Source organism: Variovorax sp. 278MFTsu5.1 (genome assembly GCF_048305045.1).
GTDB lineage: Bacteria > Pseudomonadota > Gammaproteobacteria > Burkholderiales > Burkholderiaceae_C > Variovorax > Variovorax guangxiensis.
Window position 1 is genome coordinate 2,544,934 of record NZ_CP157622.1, and the last position, 19,848, is coordinate 2,564,781.

19 protein-coding genes are annotated in these 19,848 nt (G+C 68.7%); 5 read left to right on the plus strand and 14 right to left on the minus strand.

What is annotated here, in order from left to right; all coding sequences use genetic code 11:
* Positions 1-62: 62 nt before the first annotated feature.
* From ABL844_RS11510 to ABL844_RS11525, 4 genes are read left to right on the plus strand one after another with little or no spacing between them, the layout of a single operon-like run.
* Positions 63-884, plus strand: coding sequence for an SDR family oxidoreductase (locus tag ABL844_RS11510; RefSeq protein ID WP_418131331.1), 822 nt, complete (start codon positions 63-65; stop codon positions 882-884).
* Entirely contained in the window at positions 881-2,218 is a 1,338-nt protein-coding gene (locus ABL844_RS11515) for a flavin-containing monooxygenase (protein WP_418131332.1), read from the plus strand. Before ABL844_RS11510 ends, ABL844_RS11515 begins: the two co-directional genes overlap by 4 nt.
* Positions 2,219-2,242: 24 nt before the next feature.
* On the plus strand, positions 2,243-3,145 hold the full coding sequence (locus tag ABL844_RS11520; protein ID WP_418131333.1) for a bile acid:sodium symporter family protein: 903 nt from the start codon (positions 2,243-2,245) through the stop codon (positions 3,143-3,145).
* Positions 3,142-4,143, plus strand: a complete 1,002-nt coding sequence (locus ABL844_RS11525; RefSeq protein ID WP_418131334.1) for an SDR family oxidoreductase — start codon at positions 3,142-3,144, stop codon at positions 4,141-4,143. Before ABL844_RS11520 ends, ABL844_RS11525 begins: the two co-directional genes overlap by 4 nt.
* On the opposite strand, the gene ABL844_RS11530 is transcribed toward ABL844_RS11525, so the two are convergent.
* Positions 4,127-5,038, minus strand: coding sequence for a LysR family transcriptional regulator (locus tag ABL844_RS11530; RefSeq protein ID WP_126018232.1), 912 nt, complete (start codon positions 5,036-5,038; stop codon positions 4,127-4,129). The two genes, ABL844_RS11525 and ABL844_RS11530, sit on opposite strands and share 17 nt — an antisense overlap.
* Positions 5,039-5,140: 102 nt before the next feature.
* Here ABL844_RS11530 and ABL844_RS11535 point away from each other — a divergent pair, with 102 nt between their 5' ends.
* On the plus strand, positions 5,141-5,896 hold the full coding sequence (locus ABL844_RS11535) for a sulfite exporter TauE/SafE family protein (protein WP_184636492.1): 756 nt from the start codon (positions 5,141-5,143) through the stop codon (positions 5,894-5,896).
* A gap of 17 nt (positions 5,897-5,913) precedes the next feature.
* On the opposite strand, the gene ABL844_RS11540 is transcribed toward ABL844_RS11535, so the two are convergent.
* The 13 genes from ABL844_RS11540 to ABL844_RS11600 all read right to left on the minus strand — a co-directional run bounded on the left by ABL844_RS11540 (position 5,914) and on the right by ABL844_RS11600 (position 19,844).
* On the minus strand, positions 5,914-6,384 hold the full coding sequence (locus tag ABL844_RS11540; RefSeq protein WP_126018236.1) for an NUDIX domain-containing protein: 471 nt from the start codon (positions 6,382-6,384) through the stop codon (positions 5,914-5,916).
* Between the two features lie 2 nt (positions 6,385-6,386).
* A complete protein-coding gene (locus ABL844_RS11545; protein ID WP_184636494.1) occupies positions 6,387-6,836 on the minus strand; it encodes a GatB/YqeY domain-containing protein in 450 nt (149 codons plus the stop codon).
* Positions 6,837-6,944: 108 nt separating this feature from the next.
* Positions 6,945-7,157 carry a 30S ribosomal protein S21 gene (rpsU, locus tag ABL844_RS11550; RefSeq protein ID WP_007833691.1) on the minus strand — a complete coding sequence of 71 codons (213 nt, stop codon included), beginning with the start codon at positions 7,155-7,157 and terminating at the stop codon, positions 6,945-6,947.
* A 248-nt stretch (positions 7,158-7,405) separates the two neighbouring features.
* The gene (locus tag ABL844_RS11555) at positions 7,406-8,635 is read right to left on the minus strand and encodes an NAD(P)/FAD-dependent oxidoreductase (RefSeq protein WP_418131335.1); all 1,230 of its coding nucleotides are present in this window, start codon (positions 8,633-8,635) and stop codon (positions 7,406-7,408) included.
* Positions 8,632-9,420, minus strand: a complete 789-nt coding sequence (locus tag ABL844_RS11560) for a YaeF family permuted papain-like enzyme (protein WP_418131336.1) — start codon at positions 9,418-9,420, stop codon at positions 8,632-8,634. The genes ABL844_RS11555 and ABL844_RS11560 overlap by 4 nt, the downstream gene beginning before the upstream one ends.
* A complete protein-coding gene (locus ABL844_RS11565) occupies positions 9,420-10,550 on the minus strand; it encodes a sterol desaturase family protein (protein WP_184636500.1) in 1,131 nt (376 codons plus the stop codon). The genes ABL844_RS11560 and ABL844_RS11565 overlap by 1 nt, the downstream gene beginning before the upstream one ends.
* A 65-nt stretch (positions 10,551-10,615) precedes the next feature.
* Complete coding sequence (locus tag ABL844_RS11570; RefSeq protein ID WP_418131337.1) at positions 10,616-11,506, minus strand: ABC transporter permease; 891 nt, start codon at positions 11,504-11,506, stop codon at positions 10,616-10,618.
* Position 11,507: 1 nt separating this feature from the next.
* A complete protein-coding gene (locus ABL844_RS11575; RefSeq protein ID WP_184636504.1) occupies positions 11,508-12,425 on the minus strand; it encodes an ABC transporter permease in 918 nt (305 codons plus the stop codon).
* A gap of 153 nt (positions 12,426-12,578) precedes the next feature.
* Positions 12,579-13,844 carry an ABC transporter substrate-binding protein gene (locus ABL844_RS11580; RefSeq protein WP_418131338.1) on the minus strand — a complete coding sequence of 422 codons (1,266 nt, stop codon included), beginning with the start codon at positions 13,842-13,844 and terminating at the stop codon, positions 12,579-12,581.
* 76 nt (positions 13,845-13,920) lie between these two features.
* On the minus strand, positions 13,921-15,042 hold the full coding sequence (locus tag ABL844_RS11585) for an ABC transporter ATP-binding protein (RefSeq protein WP_369658651.1): 1,122 nt from the start codon (positions 15,040-15,042) through the stop codon (positions 13,921-13,923).
* 86 nt (positions 15,043-15,128) lie between these two features.
* Positions 15,129-15,938, minus strand: coding sequence for a uroporphyrinogen-III C-methyltransferase (gene cobA, locus ABL844_RS11590; RefSeq protein ID WP_418131339.1), 810 nt, complete (start codon positions 15,936-15,938; stop codon positions 15,129-15,131).
* Positions 15,935-16,846, minus strand: coding sequence for a DNA-binding protein YbiB (gene ybiB, locus ABL844_RS11595; RefSeq protein ID WP_418131340.1), 912 nt, complete (start codon positions 16,844-16,846; stop codon positions 15,935-15,937). The genes cobA and ybiB overlap by 4 nt, the downstream gene beginning before the upstream one ends.
* Before the next feature lie 202 nt (positions 16,847-17,048).
* Positions 17,049-19,844, minus strand: a complete 2,796-nt coding sequence (locus ABL844_RS11600) for a molybdopterin-dependent oxidoreductase (RefSeq protein WP_418131341.1) — start codon at positions 19,842-19,844, stop codon at positions 17,049-17,051.
* Positions 19,845-19,848: the final 4 nt, after the last annotated feature.

Sequence of the window (19,848 nt, forward strand, 5' to 3'; positions counted from 1 at the left end):
GGGGCGGGGCGCGCATGCGCGGCTACAGTGGCCGGGTTTTGCCACCCGGAGACCGCGAGCCGATGCCCCTGCAGTTTCGCAACGTAGTCCTCACAGGCGCCTGCGGCGGCCTGGGCCAGGCGCTTGCACGCGAGCTGATCGAAGAAGGAGCGCAGGTTGCGCTGGCAGGGCTCGATGCCGGAAAACTGGAAGCACTGGCCGCGCTGGCACCCGGACGCTGCGCGGTCTACACGCCCGACGTGTCGAACGGGCCGCAGATGCAGGCCCTGGCCGTCGACTGGATGGCCAGGGCCGGCATGCCCGACCTGGTGATCGCCAATGCCGGCGTCGCCGGCGGCTACGACACCGCCCAGGCCGACGACCTGGCCGTGTTCCGCCGCATGCTCGAAATCAACCTGCTGGGCGCGGCCACCACCTTCCAGCCTTTCGTCGCCGCGATGCGCGCGCAGCGGCGCGGCGCGCTCGTCGGCATGGCCAGCATCGCCGGCTGGCGCGGCATGCCGGGCAACGGCGCGTACTGCGCGAGCAAGGCCGGCCTGATCCGCTACCTTGAAAGCCTGCGCGCCGAGTTGCGAGAGACGGGGCTCACGGTGCACACGGTCAGCCCAGGCTACATCCGCACCGCGCTCACCGCCGGCAACCGCTTCGCGATGCCGGGGCTGCTCGAAGCCGGCGATGCCGCGCACCGGCTGCTCGCTGCGGTGGCGGCGGGGCGCGAGAAGATCGTGCTGCCGCGCCGCATCGGCTGGCTGTCGAAGGCGCTCGACCTGCTGCCCGAGCCGTTGCACGACCGCCTGCTGCGCGGCCAGCCGCGCAAGCCGCGCGTGGGCGAGGCGGGCGCCACTGCAATTCCCGGACTTCCCAAGGAGCCTCCGACCCGATGACGACGCCGAACGACGCCGTACCCACCCACGAACAGATCGCGCTGATCGGCGCCGGCCCCTCCGGCCTCGCCGGCGCACGCAACCTGCAGAAGCACGGCGTGCCGTTCCAGGGCTTCGAGGCGCATGGCGACGTGGGCGGGCTGTGGGACATCTCCAACCCCCGCTCCACGGTCTATCACTCCGCGCACCTGATCTCGAGCAAGCGCACCACCGAGTTCAGCGAGTTCCCGATGGCCGACACGGTGGCCGACTACCCGAGCCACCGCGAACTGCGCCGCTATTTCAGCGACTTCGCCGACCGCTTCGGGCTGCGCGAGCACTTCCGCTTCAACACGCGCGTGCTGCGCGTCGAGCCGGTGAGCGATTCGCCCGGCACGCACTGGCTCGTGACCACCGAGGATGCCGAAGGCACCATCGAGACGGCCGAGTACAGGGGCGTGGTCATCGCCAACGGCACGCTCGCCGAGCCCAAGCGGCCCAGCTTCGACGGCCACTTCGACGGCGAGCTGCTGCACACCAGCGACTACAAGCACCCCGAGCTCTTCAAGGACAAGCGCGTGCTGATCGTCGGCGCGGGCAACTCGGGATGCGACATCGCGGTCGATGCCGTGCACTACGCGAGGAGCGTCGACATCTCTGTGCGGCGCGGCTACTACTTCGTGCCCAAGTACGTGTTCGGCAAGCCGGCCGACACGCTGGGCGGCAAGCGCCCGCTGCCGCCATGGCTCAAGCAGCGCATCGACTCGACGGTGCTCAAGTGGTTCACCGGCGATCCGGTGCGCTTCGGCTTCCCGAAGCCCGATTACCGGATGTACGAGTCGCACCCCATCGTGAACTCGCTGGTGCTGCACCACGTGGGCCACGGCGACATCGGCGTGCGCGCCGACATCGCGCGGCTCGACGGGCATACGGTGCACTTCAAGGACGGCGGCGCGCGCGACTACGACCTGATCCTCGCTGCCACCGGCTACGCGCTGCACTACCCGTTCATCGACCGCGAGCTGCTGAACTGGCAGGGCATGGCGCCGCGGCTGTACCTGAACATCTTCTCGCCGCGCTTCGAGAACATCGCGGTGCTCGGGATGATCGAGGCCAGCGGCATCGGCTGGCAGGGCCGCTACGAGCAGGCCGAACTGGTGGCGCGCTACTTCCGCGCGCAGGCTGCCGGCTCGGCGAAGGCATCGGCGCTGCGCACAGCGGCGCAGGGGCCAGCGCCCGACCTGTCGGGCGGCTTCAAGTACCTGCAGCTGGAGCGCATGGCGTACTACGTGCACAAGGACACCTATCGCGCGGCCGTGCGCAACGCCGCCGCGGCGCTGGCCGATCCCACCTGAAGAAAAACGAAGGAGGCCCTCCGCATGCTGCCTGTCGACGAGATACGCCTGCATTTCAATCCGGCCTCGCTGGTGCTGCTCAACGTGGTGCTGGGCTTCCTGATGTTCGGCATCGCGCTGGACACGCGCATCGAGGACTTCAAGCGCGTGGCGCGCATGCCCGGCGCGATGGCGGTGGGCATCGGCGCGCAGTTCATCGTGCTGCCGGCCGTGACCTATGTGCTCACGCTGATCCTCAAGCCCGGCCCGAGCATCGCGCTGGGCATGATCCTGGTGGCCTGCTGCCCGCCGGGGAACATCTCGCAGATCCTCACGCACCGCGCGGGCGGCAACGTGGCGCTGTCGGTGTCGATGACGGCGATCTCGAACGCGATCTCCATCGTGGTGATGCCGCTGAACTTCGCCTTCTGGGGCGGCCTGCATCCGACGGCCTCGGCGCTGTTGAAGACCATCGCGCTCGATCCGCTGGACATGCTGGGACACATCGTGGCGATCATCGGCATTCCCTTCGTGCTGGGCGTGGCCTGCGCGCACAGGCTGCCGGCGCTCACGGCGCGCATCAAGAAGCCGGTGGGCGTGCTGAGCTTCGTCGCGCTGATCGTGTTCATCATCGGCGCCATCGCGGGCAACTGGCGCTTCTTCCTCGACTACGTGGGGCTGGTGCTGCTGGCGGTGGTGATCCACGACGCGCTGGCCTTCGGAACGGGATACCTCTGCGCGCGGCTCTCGGGGCTGGGCGACTACGACCGGCGCGCGGTGTCCATCGAGGTGGGCATCCGCAACTCGGGGCTCGGGCTGGTGCTGATCTTCAGCTTCTTCGGCGGGCTCGGCGGCATGGCCGTGGTGGCGGGCGTATGGGGCTTCTGGGACATCATCGCGGGCCTTGCACTGGCGAGCTGGTGGGGGCGCAAGCCCGCGAAGCCATGAGCGGCGGCGAAGGCATCGTGGCGCGTCGCGTGCTGGTGACCGGGGCCGACGGCTTCCTGGGGCGCAGCCTGCTCGCCACCCTGGCGCAGCAGGGCACGCTGGAGGCGCTGGTCGCGGTCGACGTGCGCGAAGTGCCGCCGGACCGGCAGCTCATGGGCGTGACCTACCGGCAACTGGACGTACGCGATTCGCGCATCGCCGAGACCATCGCCGACCACGCCATCGACACGGTGGTGCACCTCGCTTCCATCGTCACGCCCGGCAAGGATTCGAACCGCGCCTTCGAGCATTCGGTGGACGTGGGCGGCACGCGCAATGTGCTCGACGCCAGCGTGGCGAACGGTGTGCGGCACATCGTGGTGTCGTCCAGCGGCGCGGCCTACGGCTACCACGCGGACAACCCGGCGTGGATCACCGAGTCACAGCCGCTGCGTGGCAACACGGTGTTCGCCTACGCCGACCACAAGCGGCAGGTGGAGGAGATGCTGGCCGACTACCGCGCCCGGCATCCCGCGCTGGCGCAGACCGTGCTGCGCATCGGCACGATCCTCGGCGAGCGGGTGGACAACCAGATCACGGCGCTGTTCGAGAAGAAGCGGCTCATCGCGATACGCGGCAGCGCGAGCCCCTTCGTCTTCATCTGGGACGAGGACGTGACCGGCGCCATCGCGCATGCGCTCGGCGGTGCGCCGCCCGGTTGCTACAACCTCGCGGGCGACGGCGCGCTGGGCATCCACGAGATCGCTTCGCGCCTCGGCAAGAGCGCGGTCGACTGGCCGGCCGGCGTGCTGAAGACCGCGCTGGCGGTGGGCTCGGCGCTGGGCGTGAGCCGCTACGGGCCGGAGCAGCTCGACTTCCTGCGCTACCGGCCGGTGCTGCTCAACACCGCGCTGAAGGAGCGCTTCGGCTACGTGCCGAGCAAGACCAGCAGCGAAGCCTTCGACGCCTTCGTGGCGGCGCGGGCGCGGCTGGGGCGGCCGGTCACTGCAGCTTCCTGACCTCGTCGGGAGGCGGCGCGACCAGGTAGTCGAGCATGCGCCGCGCGTTGAGCGGCAGGTCCTCCGACGAGCGCACGCAGGCCATCAGCGTGCGCTCGGCCCACGCGTCGGCGAGCGAGGCGCGCGCGATCTTCATCGAGCGGGCGCAGCGCTCGGCGGCAGTCTGCGGAACGATGCCGACGCCGATGCCGTACTCGACCATCCGGCAGACCGCCTCGAAGTTGCGCACGCGCACGCGGTAGGCCAGATGCCTGCCCAAGGCGCGCACGTGCTGGGTGATCAGCTGCTGCAGCGCGCTGTCGGCGGGCAGGCCGACGAATTCGCTGTCGACCACCTCGGCCAGCTTCAGGCGCCGCCGGGTAGCCAGTGCGTGGCCGCGCGGCATCACCAGCACGAGGTCGTCGCGGCGGAAGGGATGGCATTCGAGGCCCTCGCTGTCGATGGCGTCGGAGACGATGCCGATGTCGCACAGGCCGGCGCGCAGGGCTTCCACCGTGTCGGGGCTGGGGCGCTCTTCCAGGTCGACCGAGATGCGCGGATGCTCGGCGAGGAAGCGGCTCAGCACCTCGGGCAGGTGCTCGGTCAGCGCCGAGGTGCCGCACATGAAGCGCACGTGGCCCTTGAGGCCCTGGCCGTATTCGCCGAGTTCGCCGCGCAGGCGCTCCATCTGCTGCAGCACGACGCGCGCATGGTGCAGCAGCGTGCGGCCGGCTTCGGTGGGCTTCACGCCCTGTGCGTGGCGGGTGAGCAGGGGGCTGCCCAGGGCGTCTTCCATGCCACGCACCCGCTGGCTGGCGGAGGCCAGCGTCATGTGCGAGCGCCCGGCGCCCGCGGTGAGGCTGCCGGCCTCGACGACGTGGATGAAGAGCCGCAGGTCGGTGAGGTCGAATCGCATGGTTGGGCGGAGTGTGCACCAGGAGCCTCAGCCTGAGACTGAGGCCTGCTTCGCGAATCCCGCATTTGCGGCGGCGGGCTTCGTTGGCAGAGTCGGCGTCCGATGACGCATCCGATCGACGCAACCGCTTTCTGGGCCGCCGCCACGGCCGTGTACCTGCTGGCCGGAGTGATCAAGGGCGTGGTCGGCCTCGGGCTGCCGACGGTGTCGATGGCGCTGCTCGCGCTGTGGATGTCGCCGGCGCAGGCGGCTGCGCTGCTGATCGTGCCCTCGCTGGTCACCAACATCTGGCAGACCGGGCCCCGCGCGACCTTCATGCCGGTGCTTCGGCGCATCGGCGGCATGCAGGTGGGAGTGGTAGTCGGCACGTTGGCGGGGGCACTATGGCTGGGCGTGCCGGCGGGTGCCTGGGCTTCTTTCGCGCTCGGTGTGGCGCTGGTCGTCTATGCGCTCTGGGGGCTGTCCGGGCGGCAGCTGCATGTGAGCGACTCGCAGGCGCGCTGGATCGGGCCGCTGGTGGGCGTGGTCACCGGGCTGGTGACGGCGGTGACGGGGGTGTTCGCGGTGCCGGCGGTGCCGTACCTGCAGGCGCTGGGGTTCCAGCGCGATTCGCTGATACAGGCGATGGGGATCTCGTTCACCACCTCGACGGTGGTGCTGGCCATCGGGCTGGCCGGGAACGGCGGGTATCCGGTGTCGGCGATCGGAGGCTCGATCGCGATGCTGGCGCCGGCCATCGGCGGCATGGTGCTCGGGACCTGGCTGCGCAAGCGGCTGTCGGTGGCGGTGTTCCGGCGCTGCTTCCTGATCGGGCTGGCGCTGCTGGGGCTCTACATGGCCGTGCGGGCCGCGGCCTGATGAGGCGCTTCTTCCAGTCAGGCCGCGAGCACCAGGGCGGCGCGCACGCGCTCGATGGTCTGGCGATAGGGCAGGGCGAAGTCGTCTAGCGCGTCGCCGGCATCGAGCCAGCTGAAGAGGAACACCAGGCCCTCTTCCTCGGGGCTGCCCGTGGCCGTGTGGGTGAAGCTCTCGGGCAGGGCGCTCTCGGCGCGCATCAGGAACAGGTGCCACAGCTGCGGGTGGCGATGCGTGTTGCCTTCGACACCGGCTTCGCATTCGCGCTCCAGCGTGCCCAGCGATTGCAGCTCGCCGGCGTAGTCGATGCCGGATTCCTCGAGCAGCTCACGGCGAACCGCCACTTCGGGCGATTCGCCGGGCTCGATGGTGCCCTTGGGAAGCTGCATGTTGCCATCCTCGGGATGGCGGAACACCAGCAGCCGGCCCCGTGCGTCGATCAGGCAGGCGCAGGCCTTGGGGATGGTGACGCTCGGGCTGCCGGCGTTCATGCTCAGGCGCCCGTCAGAGCGGCCTTGACCGCTGCGCTGACCTGGCCCATGTCGGCCTTGCCGGCCAGGCGGGTCTTGACCACGCCCATCACCTTGCCCATGTCGCCCGGGCCCTTGGCGCCCAGTTCGGCCACGATGGCCTTCACCTCGGCGGCGACCTCGTCGGCGCCCATGCGCTGGGGCAGGTAGACCTCCAGCACCTTGATCTCGGCGGCTTCCTTGTCGGCGAGGTCGGTGCGGCCGCCGGTGGTGAAGGCGGCGATGGAGTCCTTGCGCTGCTTGACCATCTTGTCGACGATGGCGACCACCATGGTGTCGTCGAGCTCCACGCGCTCGTCGACTTCCTTCTGCTTCATCGCGGCCAGCAGCAGGCGGATGGTGGCCAGGCGCTCCGAGTCCTTGGCGCGCATCGCCGTCTTCATGTCTTCGGTGATCTGTTCTTTGATAGTCATTCGGCAACCTTTCGGAAAAAACAAAGCCGCGGCAGGTTTCCCTGGCGCGGCTGAGGCAACGAGGCGACCGGGCCGACTTTCGTCTGGGGCCCGCCGCCGGGGTGTCGCTTAGTACAGCTTCTTGGGCAGCTGCATGCTGCGCACGCGCTTGTAGTGGCGCTTGACCGCGGCTGCCTTCTTGCGCTTGCGCTCGGCGGTCGGCTTCTCGTAGAACTCGCGGGCACGCAGGTCGGTCAGCAGGCCGAGCTTTTCGATGGTGCGCTTGAAACGGCGCAGTGCGACGTCGAAGGGCTCGTTTTCTTTAACGCGGATGGTGGTCATTGATGAATCGTTGAAATGAATTTGGCTTGGAGAGATCGAGGCCCCAAGCCGGGGTTCCTCAACTGAAAACTTTTGCGGCCGTTGAGGGGAGGCCAGAGTTAGCCCGCGATTATAACACTCCCCCAGGCGGAAATGGCACTCCCCCAGGCTTCGCGCACTTCGTGTCGCTTCGCCAACCCCCTCGCCGGGGGCGACACCTGAGGCCCGGCAAAGCCGGTTCCTCGGTGTCTCTGAAGGGGGCGAGAAGGTCAGAGAGCCTGGGCGCATGCATGCGCGCTCGCCCAGGCCCACTGGAAGTTGTAACCGCCGAGCCAGCCCGTCACGTCGACCACTTCGCCGATGAAATACAGGCCTGGCTGCTTCGATTCCATGGTCTGCGACGACAGGTCGCGGGTGTCGACGCCGCCGGCCGTGACTTCGGCCTTTTTGTAACCTTCTGTCCCGCTGGGGACGATCTGCCAGCGCGCGATGCGCTCCGAAAGCGCCGCCAGCGCCTTGTCGGCCGCCTCGTTCACCGGCCGCTGCAGGGCAGGGTCCTGCCCGACCCAGGCATCGGCCAGCCGCGAGGGCACCAGCGCGGCCAGCTCGTTGGCGATGCGTTTCTTCGACCGCAGTTTCGCCTCGCCCAGCGCCTCGGCCACGTTCACGCCGGGGGCGAAATCGATGGTCAGCGGGGCACCGGGCTTCCAGTAGCTCGAAATCTGCAGCACCGCCGGACCCGAAAGGCCCCGGTGGGTGAAGAGCAGGTCTTCGAGGAAGGCTGTCTTTTCCTTCTTCGCGCCGGTCTCGATGCGCACCGGCAGCGCCAGGCCAGCCAGTTCGGCATACGGCGCCCAGGCGTCGCCGCCGAAGGTCAGCGGCACCAGCGCTGGCCGGGGCGTGACCATCCGCAGGCCGAACTGCTCGGCGATGCGGTAGCCGAAGTCGCTGGCGCCGATCTGCGGGATCGACAGGCCGCCGGTGGCGACCACGATCTTCGGCGTCTCGATGGCGCCCCGGCTGCTCTCGATTCGATAGCTGCCCGCGCTGCTCCCGTCTGCATTGCCGGCGGAAAACGCGATTTCGCCGATCCTGCACGGCTGCCAGCGCTCGACCCCGCCCGCCTCACATTCGGCCAGCAGCATGTTGACGATCTGCTGCGACGAGCCGTCGCAGAAAAGCTGCCCCTTGTGCTTCTCGTGGAAGGCGATCCCGTGCTTCTGCACCAGCTCGATGAACTGCTGAGGCGCATAGCGCGATAGCGCCGAGCGGCAGAAATTCGGGTTGTCGCTGATGAAGTGCCGCTGCGGCGCGCGCACGTCGAGGTCGCGGTTCGTGAAGTTGGCGCGTCCGCCACCCGAGATGCGGATCTTCTCGCCCACCTTCTCGCTGTGGTCCACCACCAGCACCTTCAGCCCGCGCTGGCCCGCCACGCCGGCGCAGAAGAGGCCCGCGGCCCCGGCGCCGATCACGACGACGTCGAACTCCGCCGCGCTCAAGGTCCATCGGCCGCGAGCAGCGGCGGCGGGTTGTATTTCAGGTGGCCCACGTAGCGCAGCGGCTGCGTGGCGGCGATGGAGGGCACGTCGCCCTCGCGCATGTGCAGCAGGTCGGCCGGGCTCACCCAGCGCGGGTCGGCGTTGGTGATCGGCATGCCTGCCTGGCGGTAGGCCTCCAGCACGAACTGCGAGCAGAAGAACTGGTCGTCGCGGCTCGCGCCCAGCTGCACCATGGCCAGGCCGCTCATGCAGTAGTGGCTGACGGCGGTGGGCACCAGCGGCAGTTCGCACAGGCGCCGGTTCAGCACGAAGGGCGCGTTCAGCAGCACGCCCACGGTGTTGTAGCTGGTGCCGACCTGCGACAGCGCCCATTCGCGCATGCGGGCGGCGCTCGTGTCGTCCACGCCGGGCACGCGGAAGGCCACGACCATCTGTTCCTCGTCGACCACCTCCGAAAGCGGCCGCGCGCGCACGCCCGTGCCCACGGCCTCGGCGATCTGGCCGTTGCCCAGGTACAGCACCGCGTGGCTCACCGGCGAGAAGGTGCCCAGCCGGATGCCGAAGGAGTTCACCGTGGCGATGGAGGTCAGCAGGATGTCGCCCGGCGCCAGCGCGTCGGCGGCGATGAGTTCGCCGCCGTTGCCCGGCGCGATGACCGAGCTCTGCACGCGCAGGCGCAGGCCGGTGTCCTTGGTCGGCAGGTCGAGCCGTGTGGCGCAGGCCGACAGCAGCAGGGCGGCGCCCGCGGCAACAATGGCCGCGGCGGAACGGAAAGCGATGCGCATCAGCCCTTCCAGACGAACGGGAACTTCAGCTGCTTGAAGAATCCGTTGGGCACGTAGTCGCCCAGCACGCCGTACTTCTCGGGCCAGAGCTTGGTGCTCTTCACGGCGGTGCCGAAGATGTAGTCGAGAAAGGCGTAGTGCGCCGCGTAGTTCTTGTCGAGCGCCTCCTGGTCCTGGCTGTGGTGCCAGTGGTGGAAGTTGGGCGTCACGATCAGGTAGCGCAGCGGGCCGAGCCGCACGCTCACGTTGCAGTGGTTGAACACCGCCTGGAAGCCCACCACCACGATGTAGGCGTCGATCACGTCCTTGCTGAAGCCCAGCACGTAGATGGGCGCCAGCACCAGCGTGCGCGTGATCAGCAGCTCCAGGATGTGCTGGCGCGAGCCGGCCATCCAGTCCATGCTCTTCACGCTGTGGTGCACCGCGTGCAGGCGCCACAGCACGGGCACCTCGTGGTAGGCGCGGTGCGTCCAGTACTGCACCAGGTCGGCCACCAGGATGATCAGCAGCAGCCCCGCCCAGAACGGCAGGTTGCTCACCCAGCCCCGGATGCCGTCGTTGGCCGCCCAGCCGAAGAGCTTGTGCACCATCAGGTTGGTGGCCAGCAGCACGAAGCCCACGATCATGTGGTTCACCACGAAATGGTGGAAGTCGGTCTGCCACTCCTCGCGGAACACCGGCTGGTCCTTGCGCAGCGCGAACAGCTTTTCGATGAAGATGAAGATCAGCGAGGAGCCCAGCAGGTCGAGGATGAACCAGTCGAGCCCGATGTAGGGCGTGTTGTCCGCGAAGTCGTGCACCGGCACCTTGTGCCCGCCGAGCAGCGCCGAGGCCGCCACCAACAGGAACGCGGCCGAGGAGAGCCAGCGCGAGCGGTTGAAGATGATGTTGACCAGCGAGAGCCCGCCCGAGACGACCAGCGCCGCCAGCAGGATCATGCGCATCACGTCGACGTTGTAGCTCTTGCGCAACTCCGGCGTCGTGAGGTACTGCGGGAAGTGGAAGGCCAGCACGCCCAGGAAGCACAGGATGGCCAGGCTCAGCGCGATGGTGCCGGTGACCAGGCCCTGTCCGCGGCGCAGTTCGCCGTGGTTCTGGGTGAATTCGTTGAGCTTGTCGATGTCCAGCATGCCCCGCCTCTCTCTCTTCTTGACTTTTGTGGGTGCGCGATTTTAGAGGCGCGGCGGGAAAATGCTCACCCCCTGCGCACGGAGCGCCGCCTCAGCAGGGCCGCCGTGCCCAGCGCCACCGCCATCACCAGCAGCGACACCACGGTGGTCACCGTCCCCAGCGCATAGATCGAAGGCGTGGTCACCGTCGACGTCAGCCCCTGCAGTTCGAGCGGCAGGGTGTTCACGTCGCCGATGGCCTGGGAGGTGCGGGCGATCTCGTCCCACGACAGCGTGAAGCCGAACATGCCGATGCCGACGATCGACGGCCCGATCAGCGGCAGCACCACGAAGCGGAAGGTCTGCCAGGGCGTGGCGCCCAGGTCGCGCGCGGCTTCCTCGTAGGCGGGGTCGAAGCGGTTGAACACCGCGAACATGATGAGCAGCCCGAAAGGCAGCGTCCACGTCAGGTGCGCGCCGAGCGCGGAGCTGAACAGGCCCAGCGCGGTGCCGTAGCCTTCGAGCAGCGAGGTGGCGTCCATCGCCGTCAGCACGTTCTTGATGCCGGTGTCGATCAGCCGGAACTGCAGGCCGATGCCCAGCGAAATGATGATCGACGGCATGATGAGGCTGGCCACCGTCACGAAGAACAGGGCGTTGCTGCCCGCGAGCTTCTTGCGGAACGCGAGCCCGGCCAACACCGACAGCACCACGGTGAACCCCATCACCACAGCACCCAGTGCCAGAGAGCGCCTGAAGGCCGCGCCGATGTCGACCGTGCCCAGCCCTTCGGCCAGCTTGTGGAACCAGTGCAGCGACAGCCCGCGCAGCGGAAAGGTCAGCCCGCCCTCGGGGCCCTGGAAGCTCAGCACGAAGATCGTGATCATCGGGCCGTACAGGAACAGCACGAAGAGCCCGAACACGGTGGCCAGCGGCCAGAAGCCGGGGGCGCGCTGGGCGCCGATGGGTGTTTGCATTTCAGAGCTCCTTGCGGATGTCGACCATCCGGGTCAGGCCCCAGATGATCATCAGCACCACGGCCAGCAGGATCATGGCGTTGGCCGCCGCCAGCGGGAACTGCAGGTACGAGGTCTGCACCTGGATGATCTTGCCGATGGAGGCGATCTGCTGCCCGCCCATCACGCCGATGGTGACGAAGTCGCCCATCACGATGGTGATGACGAAGATCGAGCCGATGAGGATGCCGGTGCGCGACAGCGGCACCACCACGTTCCACAGCGTCTGCCAGCCCGAGGCGCCGGCGTCGCTGGCCGCTTCGAGCAGCGAGCGGTCGATGCGCATCATGCTGTTGAAGATCGGCACGATCATGAACATCGTGTACAGGTGCACGAAGGCCAGCACCACCGAGAAGTCGGAGAACAGCAGCCATTCGACCGGCTGGTTCACGAGGCCCATGCCCATCAGCGCCTGGTTGACCAGCCCGTTGCGCCCCAGCAGCGGCACCCACGAGATCATGCGGATCACGTTGGAAGTCCAGAAGGGGACCGTGCACAGCACGAACAGCACCGTCTGCATGGTCGACGAGCGCACGTGGAACGCCAGGAAGTACGCCACCGAAAAACCGATCACCAGCGTGATGCCCCACACCAGCAGGCAGAACTTGAAGGTGCTCAGGTAGGTGTTCAGCGTGACGCACAGGTCGCCGTTGTCGGTCAGCCGCGAGCAGCCCTCGAACAGGCTCAGGTAGTTGCGCAGCGTGACAGCCGGTATCAGCTCGTACTCGTTGAAATTCCAAAGGCTGACCATCGCGACCAGCCCCAGCGGAATCAGGAAGAACAGCAGGAACACCAGCGCGAACGGCGCCGCCTGCCACCACGCTTTCACGGCGTGGATGGGGGCAGCGGCGGCATGGCTGGACGCGACGGGTGTACTCATGGATGAAAGCGAAAAACTGTGCCCAAGGGCGAGCAAGGCGAAGCCCGTTCGTGGGACACCGCGGAACCGGCTTTGCCGGGCCGCAGGTGTCGCCCCCTTACAGGGGGGTGGCGAAGCGAAGCGCAGCCTGGGGGTCGAGTTCGTGGACTGCCGTCAGGCAGCCACGAACTCGTTCCACTTCCTCACCATGTATTCGTTCTCGTCCATCACGGCGTTCCAGCACGCGATGCCGCCCATGCGCTGCTCGTAGCTGCCGCCGTCGCGCACCGCGCCGGCCTTGGCGATCACGTCGCCCTGCGGGCTCTTGATGTCCTGGGCGGCGGGCTTGCCTTCCATCCAGTAGGCCCACTCGTACGCTTCCATCTTGGTCTTCGCGGTGTCGAGCACGGCGCTGTAGTAGCCCTGGCGGTTGAGGTAGGCGCCGGCCCAGCCGTCGAGGAACCAGTTGATGAACTCGTAGGCGCCGTCGAGCTTCTTGCCCGAGAGCGTGGCCGGGAGGCCGAAGCCCGAGGCCCAGGCGCGATAGCCTTCCTTGAGCGGCTGGAAGGTGCAGTCGATGCCCTTGCTGCGCACGGCCGTGACCGCGGGCGACCACATCGACTGGATCACCACCTCGCCCGAGGACATCAGGTTCACCGACTCGTTGAAGTCCTTCCACAGCGCGCGGAACTGGCCGGCCTTCTTGGCCTCGATCAGCGCCTTGATGGTCAGGTCGATCTCGGCCTTGGTCATGTTGCCCTTGTCGGCGTACTTGTGGATGCCCTTGGCCTCCACCACCATTGCGGCGTCCATGATGCCGATAGAGGGAATGTTCAGGATCGCGGCCTTGCCCTTGAACTCCGGGTTCAGCAGCTCCGCCCACGAGCCGATGGGACGCTTGATGAGGTCGGGGCGGATGCCCAGCGTGTCGGCGTTGTAGGTGGTCGGAATGAGCGACATGTACTGCGTGGCCGACTTGGCGAAGGCCTTGCTCTTCTCGCCTTCGAGGTAGATCACCTTCACCGGAGCCGTGCCCTGGTCGCCCACCTTCTTGCCGGCCACTTCGCCCTTGGTGAAGAGCGAGGTGATCTTGTCCGCGTTCTTCACGCGCCTGGTGTCGATGCCCTTCAGGTTGCCCGTGGGCACGATCTTCTTCAGCGAGAAGAACTCGGTGTCGATCAGGTCGAAGCTGTTGGGCGCGGTGACTGCGCGCTTGGTCACGTCGTCGGTGGTCACTGCCACGTACTGGATCTCGATGCCGGTGTCGGCCTTGAATTTCTCGGCGATCGCCTTGTCCTGGTTCACCGCGGTGCCGAGATAGCGCAGCACGACCTTCTCCTGTGCATGCACGAAGGGTGCGATGCCCGTGGCAAGAATGCCGGCGGTGCCTTGCAGCAGGGTGCGGCGCTTGAGGCCGTTGTTGTCGATGGGATCGGTCATGGGCAGGGTCTCCATTGCAGAAAGAAAAGGAAGGTGAAGGGAAACGAACGCGGAGAAAAGCGGGTGGCGCGGGCGCTCAGAAGGGAACGGCGAGCACGGCGGTGTCGTCCTGGCGGGTGGCTTCGGCCCCGGCGGGTGCCGGTGCCCGCTCGCTCGGCGGCTTGGCGCCGGGGCCGAGCACACGCGCGTCGGCTTCGGCCCACGAGAGGTGCACTGCCTCGCCGTGCGCATAGGGGCGCGCGAGGAAAGCGGCTTCGCTGAGCAGCACCGAAACGTTCTGGCGTCCGGCGGCGGCGACACCATCGAGCGCCAGCCCGAGCAGGACGTAGGTGCCCTGGTACTCGACGTCGGTGACAGTGGCTGCGAGAGCTCCATCGGTTGCTGCCTGCGCGGCGGCTGCGATCCGCATGCGGTCGTTGCGCACCGCGATCGGCCCGGCAGGCGTGTCGAACACGTTGTGGCCGCCCATGAAGCGCGCCACGAACTCGCTTGCCGGATGGTTGTAGACCGCGTGCGGCGAGCCGACCTGCTCGATCACGCCGTGGTTCATGACAACCATGGTGTCGGCCAGCGCCATCGCCTCTTCCTGCGAGTGCGTGACGTGGATGAAGGTCAGGCCCAGCTCCTTCTGCCAGCGCCGAAGCTCGGCGCGCATCTGGATGCGCAGGAAGGGGTCGAGGGCGGAAAGCGGTTCGTCGAGCAGCAGCACGCGCGGCTCGGTGATGAGCGCGCGCGCCAGCGCCACGCGCTGCTGCTGGCCGCCGGAAAGCTCACCCGGCTTGCGCGCGGCAAGGTGGCCCATCGCGACGCGCTCGAGCAGGTCGTTCGCACGCTTGTGGCGCTCGGCCTTGCCCACGCCCTTCATCTTGAGGCTGAAGGCGACGTTGTCGGTGGCCGAAAGGTGCGGGAAGAGCGCGAAGCTCTGGAACATCATCGCCGTGCCGCGCGCGGCGGCGGGCAGGTTCGTGATGTTGCGGTTGTCCAGCAGGATGTCGCCGCTGCTGACCGATTCGTGCCCCGCGATCATGCGCAGGGTCGTACTCTTGCCGCAGCCCGAGGGCCCCAGCAGGCAGCAGTAGCTGCCGCTGGCGATGCGCAGGTCTATACGGTCGACGGCGGCCGGCGTACCTGGGGCGTAGCGCTTGGTGAGAGCGACGATCTCGACGGCGGCGGGTTCAGGCGTGGCGGCTGCATTCATTGCCCATCGCTGAGCACGATCCATGCCACGTTGTGGTGCGCGGCGCTCGCGCCGCCTGCACCTCAGTCGCCCAGGTCAGGTGCGGTTCAGGTGCCGAACCTGGTCGCGTCCGCCGTCGTCTCGGCAGCGGCCAGCCCGCGCAGCACGTCGCCCACCACGATCACCGCCGGGCTCGCGAGGCCGGCTTCGGCGATGCCGTCCTGAAGCCTGCCCAGCGTGGTCGCGATGTGCTTCTGGTGCGGCAGGCTCGCGTGCTGGATCACCGCCACCGGCGTGTCGGCCGGCAGGCCGTGCAGCAGCTCGCGTTCGATGTGCGCCGCGCCCGACACGCCCATGTAGATCACCAGCGTGAGCCGCGCGTTGTAGGCGGTCGCGGCCAGCGCGCGCCAGTCGGTCGGGTCTTCGGCTGCGCCGGCACCGGTCTTGGCATGGCCGGTGACGAACACCACGCCCTGTGCATGGTCGCGGTGCGTGAGCGGCACGCCCAGCGTCGTCACGGCCGCGAGGCCTGCGGTGATGCCGTTGACCACCGTGCATTCGATGCCGGCTTCGCGCAGGTGCTCCACCTCCTCGCCGCCGCGGCCGAAGATGAACGGGTCGCCGCCCTTCAGGCGCACCACCGTCTCGCCTTCGCGCACGGCGGTGATCATCAGCCGCTCGATGAAGGCCTGCGGCGTGCTCTTGCAGCCGCCGCGCTTGCCCACGTGCACGATGCGCGCCCCGGGCCGTGCGTAGGCCTGCACGATCTGGTCGTTCACGAGGTCGTCGACCAGCAGCACCGTGGCCGCCTGGATCGCCTTCGCGGCCTTGATGGTCAGCAGTTCCGGGTCGCCGGGGCCTGCGCCCACCAGCGTGCATCGGCCGGAGATGAGGGAGGTGGGGTTGTCGTTGTTCATGCGTGGGATGCCAATGCCAGTTGCGTGATGTGCCTGACCTGCGTCGCGATGGCCTCCGGCACGGGAAGCTCGCCGGCCAGCACGCGGCGCGTGTAGTCGGCGGTGGTGGCGACGTCGATTTCCTTCGGCAGCCCCGGCACCTCCGAGGCGGTGCCGGCCTGCTGCGACTGCAGCTCGGTGCGTGCGCCGCGCACGAAGCCGTCGATCTGCGCGGTGCGGCGCGGGTCCGACACCACTTCGCCTTCGAGGCCGCGCGAGAGCAGGGCGGTCATGCCCATGAGCTCGAAGGTCTCGGCCATGACGCGCGCGTATTCGGGATGCGTGTAGCTGGCCACCACTACGCTCGGACCCGCGGTGGGCTGCATCAGCTTCACCACGCTGTGGCCGGGGTTGCGCAGGCCGACCACGCGGCGCACGTCGAGCAGGCGCTTGAGCGCGGGATTCAGCAGCTCGGTGGAGGCAAAGGCCGCTTCGCCATTGGCGACGGCGCGGATGGCCGTCATCGGCGCGTGGCCCAGGGCGGCGAGCACGTTCGACGCCAGCACGCGCGATGTTTCGCTGGCGCTGCCGTGCACCAGCACCGGCAGGCCTTCGCGGGCCAGGAGCAGCGCCAGCAGCGGCGTGAGCACCGGCAGCTTGCGCGCGCCGTTGTAGCTGGGCAGCACGATCAGCGGGCGGTCGCCGGCGGGAACCATCCGGAGCCGCGCATGGGTAGCATCGAGAAAACCGGCCATCTCCTCGGGCGTCTCGCCCTTGATGCGCATGGCCAGGCAGAAGCCGCCGATCTCCAGGTCGGTCACGGTGCCGTCCAGCACCTGGCCGAACAGGTCGGTGGCCTGTTCGCGCGTGAGCGGCCTGGCGCCTCGCGCGCCGCGGCCGATTTCCTTGATGTATTGGCTGATTCCCATGGGTAGGCGGATTGTCCTGCAACGCTTATGCCGGAATGTGAGTCGGCTTATGCATTGGGTGTCTTGTCCCCTCTCCCGCTTGCGGGAGAGGGTTAGGGTTAGGGTGAGGGCAGCGGCCTTGCAACATGGCGCGGACGTCATTACCGCTCCCCCTCACCCCAGCCCTCTCCCCGAGGGGAGAGGGAGCAATGCAGACGGCGCATCACGGCAGCGCCTCCGCCTCGGCCGCCGTTGCCCGCACCATCCGCTTGAGCTCCGGAATGCACGAGCCGCAGTTGGTGCCGCATTTCAGCTCCCCCTGCAGCTTCGACAGCCTTTCGTCCGGGGTGCCGGCGCAGCGCGCCAGCTCGGCCTGGATCGTCCCATCCGCCACGTTGAAGCAGGTGCACACCGTCTTGCCGCGCGACTGCACCGCCACCGGCGCCTTCGAGCCGGGCGACAGCAGCAGGCGGCCGTAGCTCTGGGCGGGCAGTTCCTCGCGCAGCAGGGTGGCGATCCATGCCTCGGCGCTGGTGTCGCCGCCCAGCAGGAAGGCCTCGAGGCCCGCGCTGCCGTCGGCGCGGCGCGCCAGCCGCGCCGAGCGGCGCTGGCCGCGGCGGCGGTCGGCGTAGCGCAGGGTGTCGGGCGTCTGCAGGCCGAGCAGGGCTTCGATCTTCCCGACCAGCGCGTCGTCGGGCGCGTCGTGCGCGGCGGCGCGAAAGAGCAGGCCGCTGCGTTCACCTCCCTGCGTGTTGCCGGAAAACGGCACGCAGGTTGCAAAAGGAAAGAGCGCCATCATCGGCTGCAGCGCGCGGTGCGCCGCCAGCGCCTCGCCGTCGGGCAGCCAGGCCATGGCCAGCAGCGACCAGGGCAGCTCGGCCTTGAGGATCTTCACCGCCGCGTGCTTCAGCTCGGGCTGCTTCGAGGTCGGGCAGAAGGCCGGCGTGGTGATCGCGTTGATGCCCGCCAGCCGCGTGCCGCTCGACGAGCAGCCGCTCAGGTACTCCTCGCCCCAGTGCATGGCGACGAAGGCCTGGCTCAGCCCCACCTCGGCGCTTGCGCGCGCGGGCAGCATGATCGAGCCCCGCTTCGAGGTCAGGTGCACCAGGTCGCCTTCGCCGATCTGGCGGCGGGCCATGTCCTGCGCGTTCATCTGCACCACCGGCTCGGGCACGTGGCCGAACAGGCGCCCGGCCGTGCCGGTGCGGCTCATGCCATGCCACTGGTCGCGCAGGCGGCCGGTGTTCAGCGAGAAGGGATAGCGGGCCTCGCGCGCCTCGGCCACCGGCTTGTAGGCGGTGTCGACGAAGCGGGCGCGGCCGTCGGGCGTGGGGAAAACGCCGTCTGCGTAGAGGCGCGCGCGGCCGATGCTTTCGCCTTCCTTCAGCGGCCACTGCTGCGGGCCGGCGCTCTCCAGCATCGCGTAGCTCAGCCCGGTGATGTCGAGGTCGCGCCCGCGCGTGGATTCGCGATGCTCGTTCCAGACCGATTCGGCCGTGTCGTAGGGGAAGAGCGAGAGGCCGCTGCCGGCCAGCGCTTCGAGCCGGTGCGCGAAGGCCACCGCGATCGACCAGTCGTTGCGCGCCTCGCCCGGCGCCGCAACGGCCGGGCGCACGCGCGAGATGCGGCGCTCGCTGTTGGTCACGGTGCCTTCCTTCTCGCCCCAGGTGGTCGCTGGCAGCAGCAGGTCGGCGAAAGCGCAGGTGGCGGTGGTGGCGAAGGCTTCCTGCACCACCACGAACTCGGCGCGCTCCAGCGCGCGGCGCACGGTCGCCTGGTCGGGCATCGACTGCGCCGGGTTGGTGCAGGCGATCCACAGCGCGCGGATCTCGCCGTCGGCCGCCGCCTGGAACATCTCCACCGCGGTCTTGCCCGGCTTCTCGGGCACCGAGGGCACGCCCCAGAGCGCGGCCACTTCGGCGCGATGGTCGGGGTTGGCCAGGTCGCGGTGCGCGCTCAGCAGGTTGGCCAGGCCGCCCACCTCGCGCCCACCCATCGCGTTGGGCTGGCCGGTCAGCGAGAAGGGGCCCGCGCCGGCGCGGCCGATCTGGCCGGTGGCCAGGTGCAGGTTGATGAGCGCCGCATTCTTCGCCGTGCCGCTGGACGACTGGTTCAGGCCCTGGCAGTACAGGCTCAGCGTGGCCGGCGAGGTGGCGAACAGCCGCGCGGCCTCGAGCAGGTCGTCCTTCGGGATGCCGCAGACCTGCGCCACCTTGTCGGGCGTGCACTCGCGCACCGTGGCCTTCAGCGCGTCGAAGCCGCTGGTGTGCGCCGCGATGTACTTCGCGTCGGTCCAGCCCTCCCACAGCATCAGGTGCAGCATGCCGTTGAAGAGCATCACGTCGGTGCCGGGCTGGATCGGCAGGAACAGGTCGGCGATCTCGACCGTGTCGGTGCGGCGCGGGTCTGCCACCACGATCTTCAGCGCCGGGTTCGCCGCCTTCGCGTCCTCGATGCGGCGGAAAAGAATCGGATGCGCCCAGGCCGTGTTGCTGCCCACGATGAAGAGGCACTGCGCATGCTTCAGGTCGTCGTAGCAGGCCGGCGGGGCGTCTGCGCCCAGCGTCTGCTTGTAGCCGGCCACCGCGCTGCTCATGCACAGGCGCGAGTTGGTGTCGATGTTGTTGGTGCCGATCAGGCCCTTGGCCAGCTTGTTGAAGACGTAATAGTCCTCCGTCAGAAGCTGGCCCGACACGTAGAAGCCGACCGCGTCGGGCCCGTGGTCGCGGACCACCTGCGCGAACTTGCCGGCGGCGTTGTCCAGCGCGGTGTCCCAGCTCACGACCTGGGGGGCCTCGCCGCGCGCGAGGCGCTGCATGGGCTGCAGCAGCCGCGTCTGGCGCGTGACCGTGGCGCTGGCAGTGAGGTGCAGCGTCGAGCCCTTGGTGCACAGCCGCCCGAAGTTGGCGGGGTGCGCCGGGTCGCCGCGCACGCCGGTGATCTGGTCGCCGGTCGACTCGATGATCACGCCGCAGCCGACGCCGCAGTACGGGCAGGTGGACCGGGTCTCCCGCGTCATGGGT

What these genes read in the sequence shown, in the direction of transcription:
- ABL844_RS11510 (WP_418131331.1), top strand. Translation starts at nt 63, where the DNA reads ATGCCCCTGCAGTTTCGCAACGTAGTCCTCACAGGCGCCTGCGGCGGC.
- ABL844_RS11515 (WP_418131332.1), top strand. Translation starts at nt 881, where the DNA reads ATGACGACGCCGAACGACGCCGTACCCACCCACGAACAGATCGCGCTG.
- ABL844_RS11520 (WP_418131333.1), top strand. Translation starts at nt 2,243, where the DNA reads ATGCTGCCTGTCGACGAGATACGCCTGCATTTCAATCCGGCCTCGCTG.
- ABL844_RS11525 (WP_418131334.1), top strand. Translation starts at nt 3,142, where the DNA reads ATGAGCGGCGGCGAAGGCATCGTGGCGCGTCGCGTGCTGGTGACCGGG.
- ABL844_RS11530 (WP_126018232.1), bottom strand. Translation starts at nt 5,038, where the DNA reads ATGCGATTCGACCTCACCGACCTGCGGCTCTTCATCCACGTCGTCGAG.
- ABL844_RS11535 (WP_184636492.1), top strand. Translation starts at nt 5,141, where the DNA reads ATGACGCATCCGATCGACGCAACCGCTTTCTGGGCCGCCGCCACGGCC.
- ABL844_RS11540 (WP_126018236.1), bottom strand. Translation starts at nt 6,384, where the DNA reads ATGAACGCCGGCAGCCCGAGCGTCACCATCCCCAAGGCCTGCGCCTGC.
- ABL844_RS11545 (WP_184636494.1), bottom strand. Translation starts at nt 6,836, where the DNA reads ATGACTATCAAAGAACAGATCACCGAAGACATGAAGACGGCGATGCGC.
- rpsU (WP_007833691.1), bottom strand. Translation starts at nt 7,157, where the DNA reads ATGACCACCATCCGCGTTAAAGAAAACGAGCCCTTCGACGTCGCACTG.
- ABL844_RS11560 (WP_418131336.1), bottom strand. Translation starts at nt 9,420, where the DNA reads ATGCGCATCGCTTTCCGTTCCGCCGCGGCCATTGTTGCCGCGGGCGCC.
- ABL844_RS11565 (WP_184636500.1), bottom strand. Translation starts at nt 10,550, where the DNA reads ATGCTGGACATCGACAAGCTCAACGAATTCACCCAGAACCACGGCGAA.
- ABL844_RS11570 (WP_418131337.1), bottom strand. Translation starts at nt 11,506, where the DNA reads ATGCAAACACCCATCGGCGCCCAGCGCGCCCCCGGCTTCTGGCCGCTG.
- ABL844_RS11575 (WP_184636504.1), bottom strand. Translation starts at nt 12,425, where the DNA reads ATGAGTACACCCGTCGCGTCCAGCCATGCCGCCGCTGCCCCCATCCAC.
- ABL844_RS11580 (WP_418131338.1), bottom strand. Translation starts at nt 13,844, where the DNA reads ATGACCGATCCCATCGACAACAACGGCCTCAAGCGCCGCACCCTGCTG.
- ABL844_RS11585 (WP_369658651.1), bottom strand. Translation starts at nt 15,042, where the DNA reads ATGAATGCAGCCGCCACGCCTGAACCCGCCGCCGTCGAGATCGTCGCT.
- cobA (WP_418131339.1), bottom strand. Translation starts at nt 15,938, where the DNA reads ATGAACAACGACAACCCCACCTCCCTCATCTCCGGCCGATGCACGCTG.
- ybiB (WP_418131340.1), bottom strand. Translation starts at nt 16,846, where the DNA reads ATGGGAATCAGCCAATACATCAAGGAAATCGGCCGCGGCGCGCGAGGC.
- ABL844_RS11600 (WP_418131341.1), bottom strand. Translation starts at nt 19,844, where the DNA reads ATGACGCGGGAGACCCGGTCCACCTGCCCGTACTGCGGCGTCGGCTGC.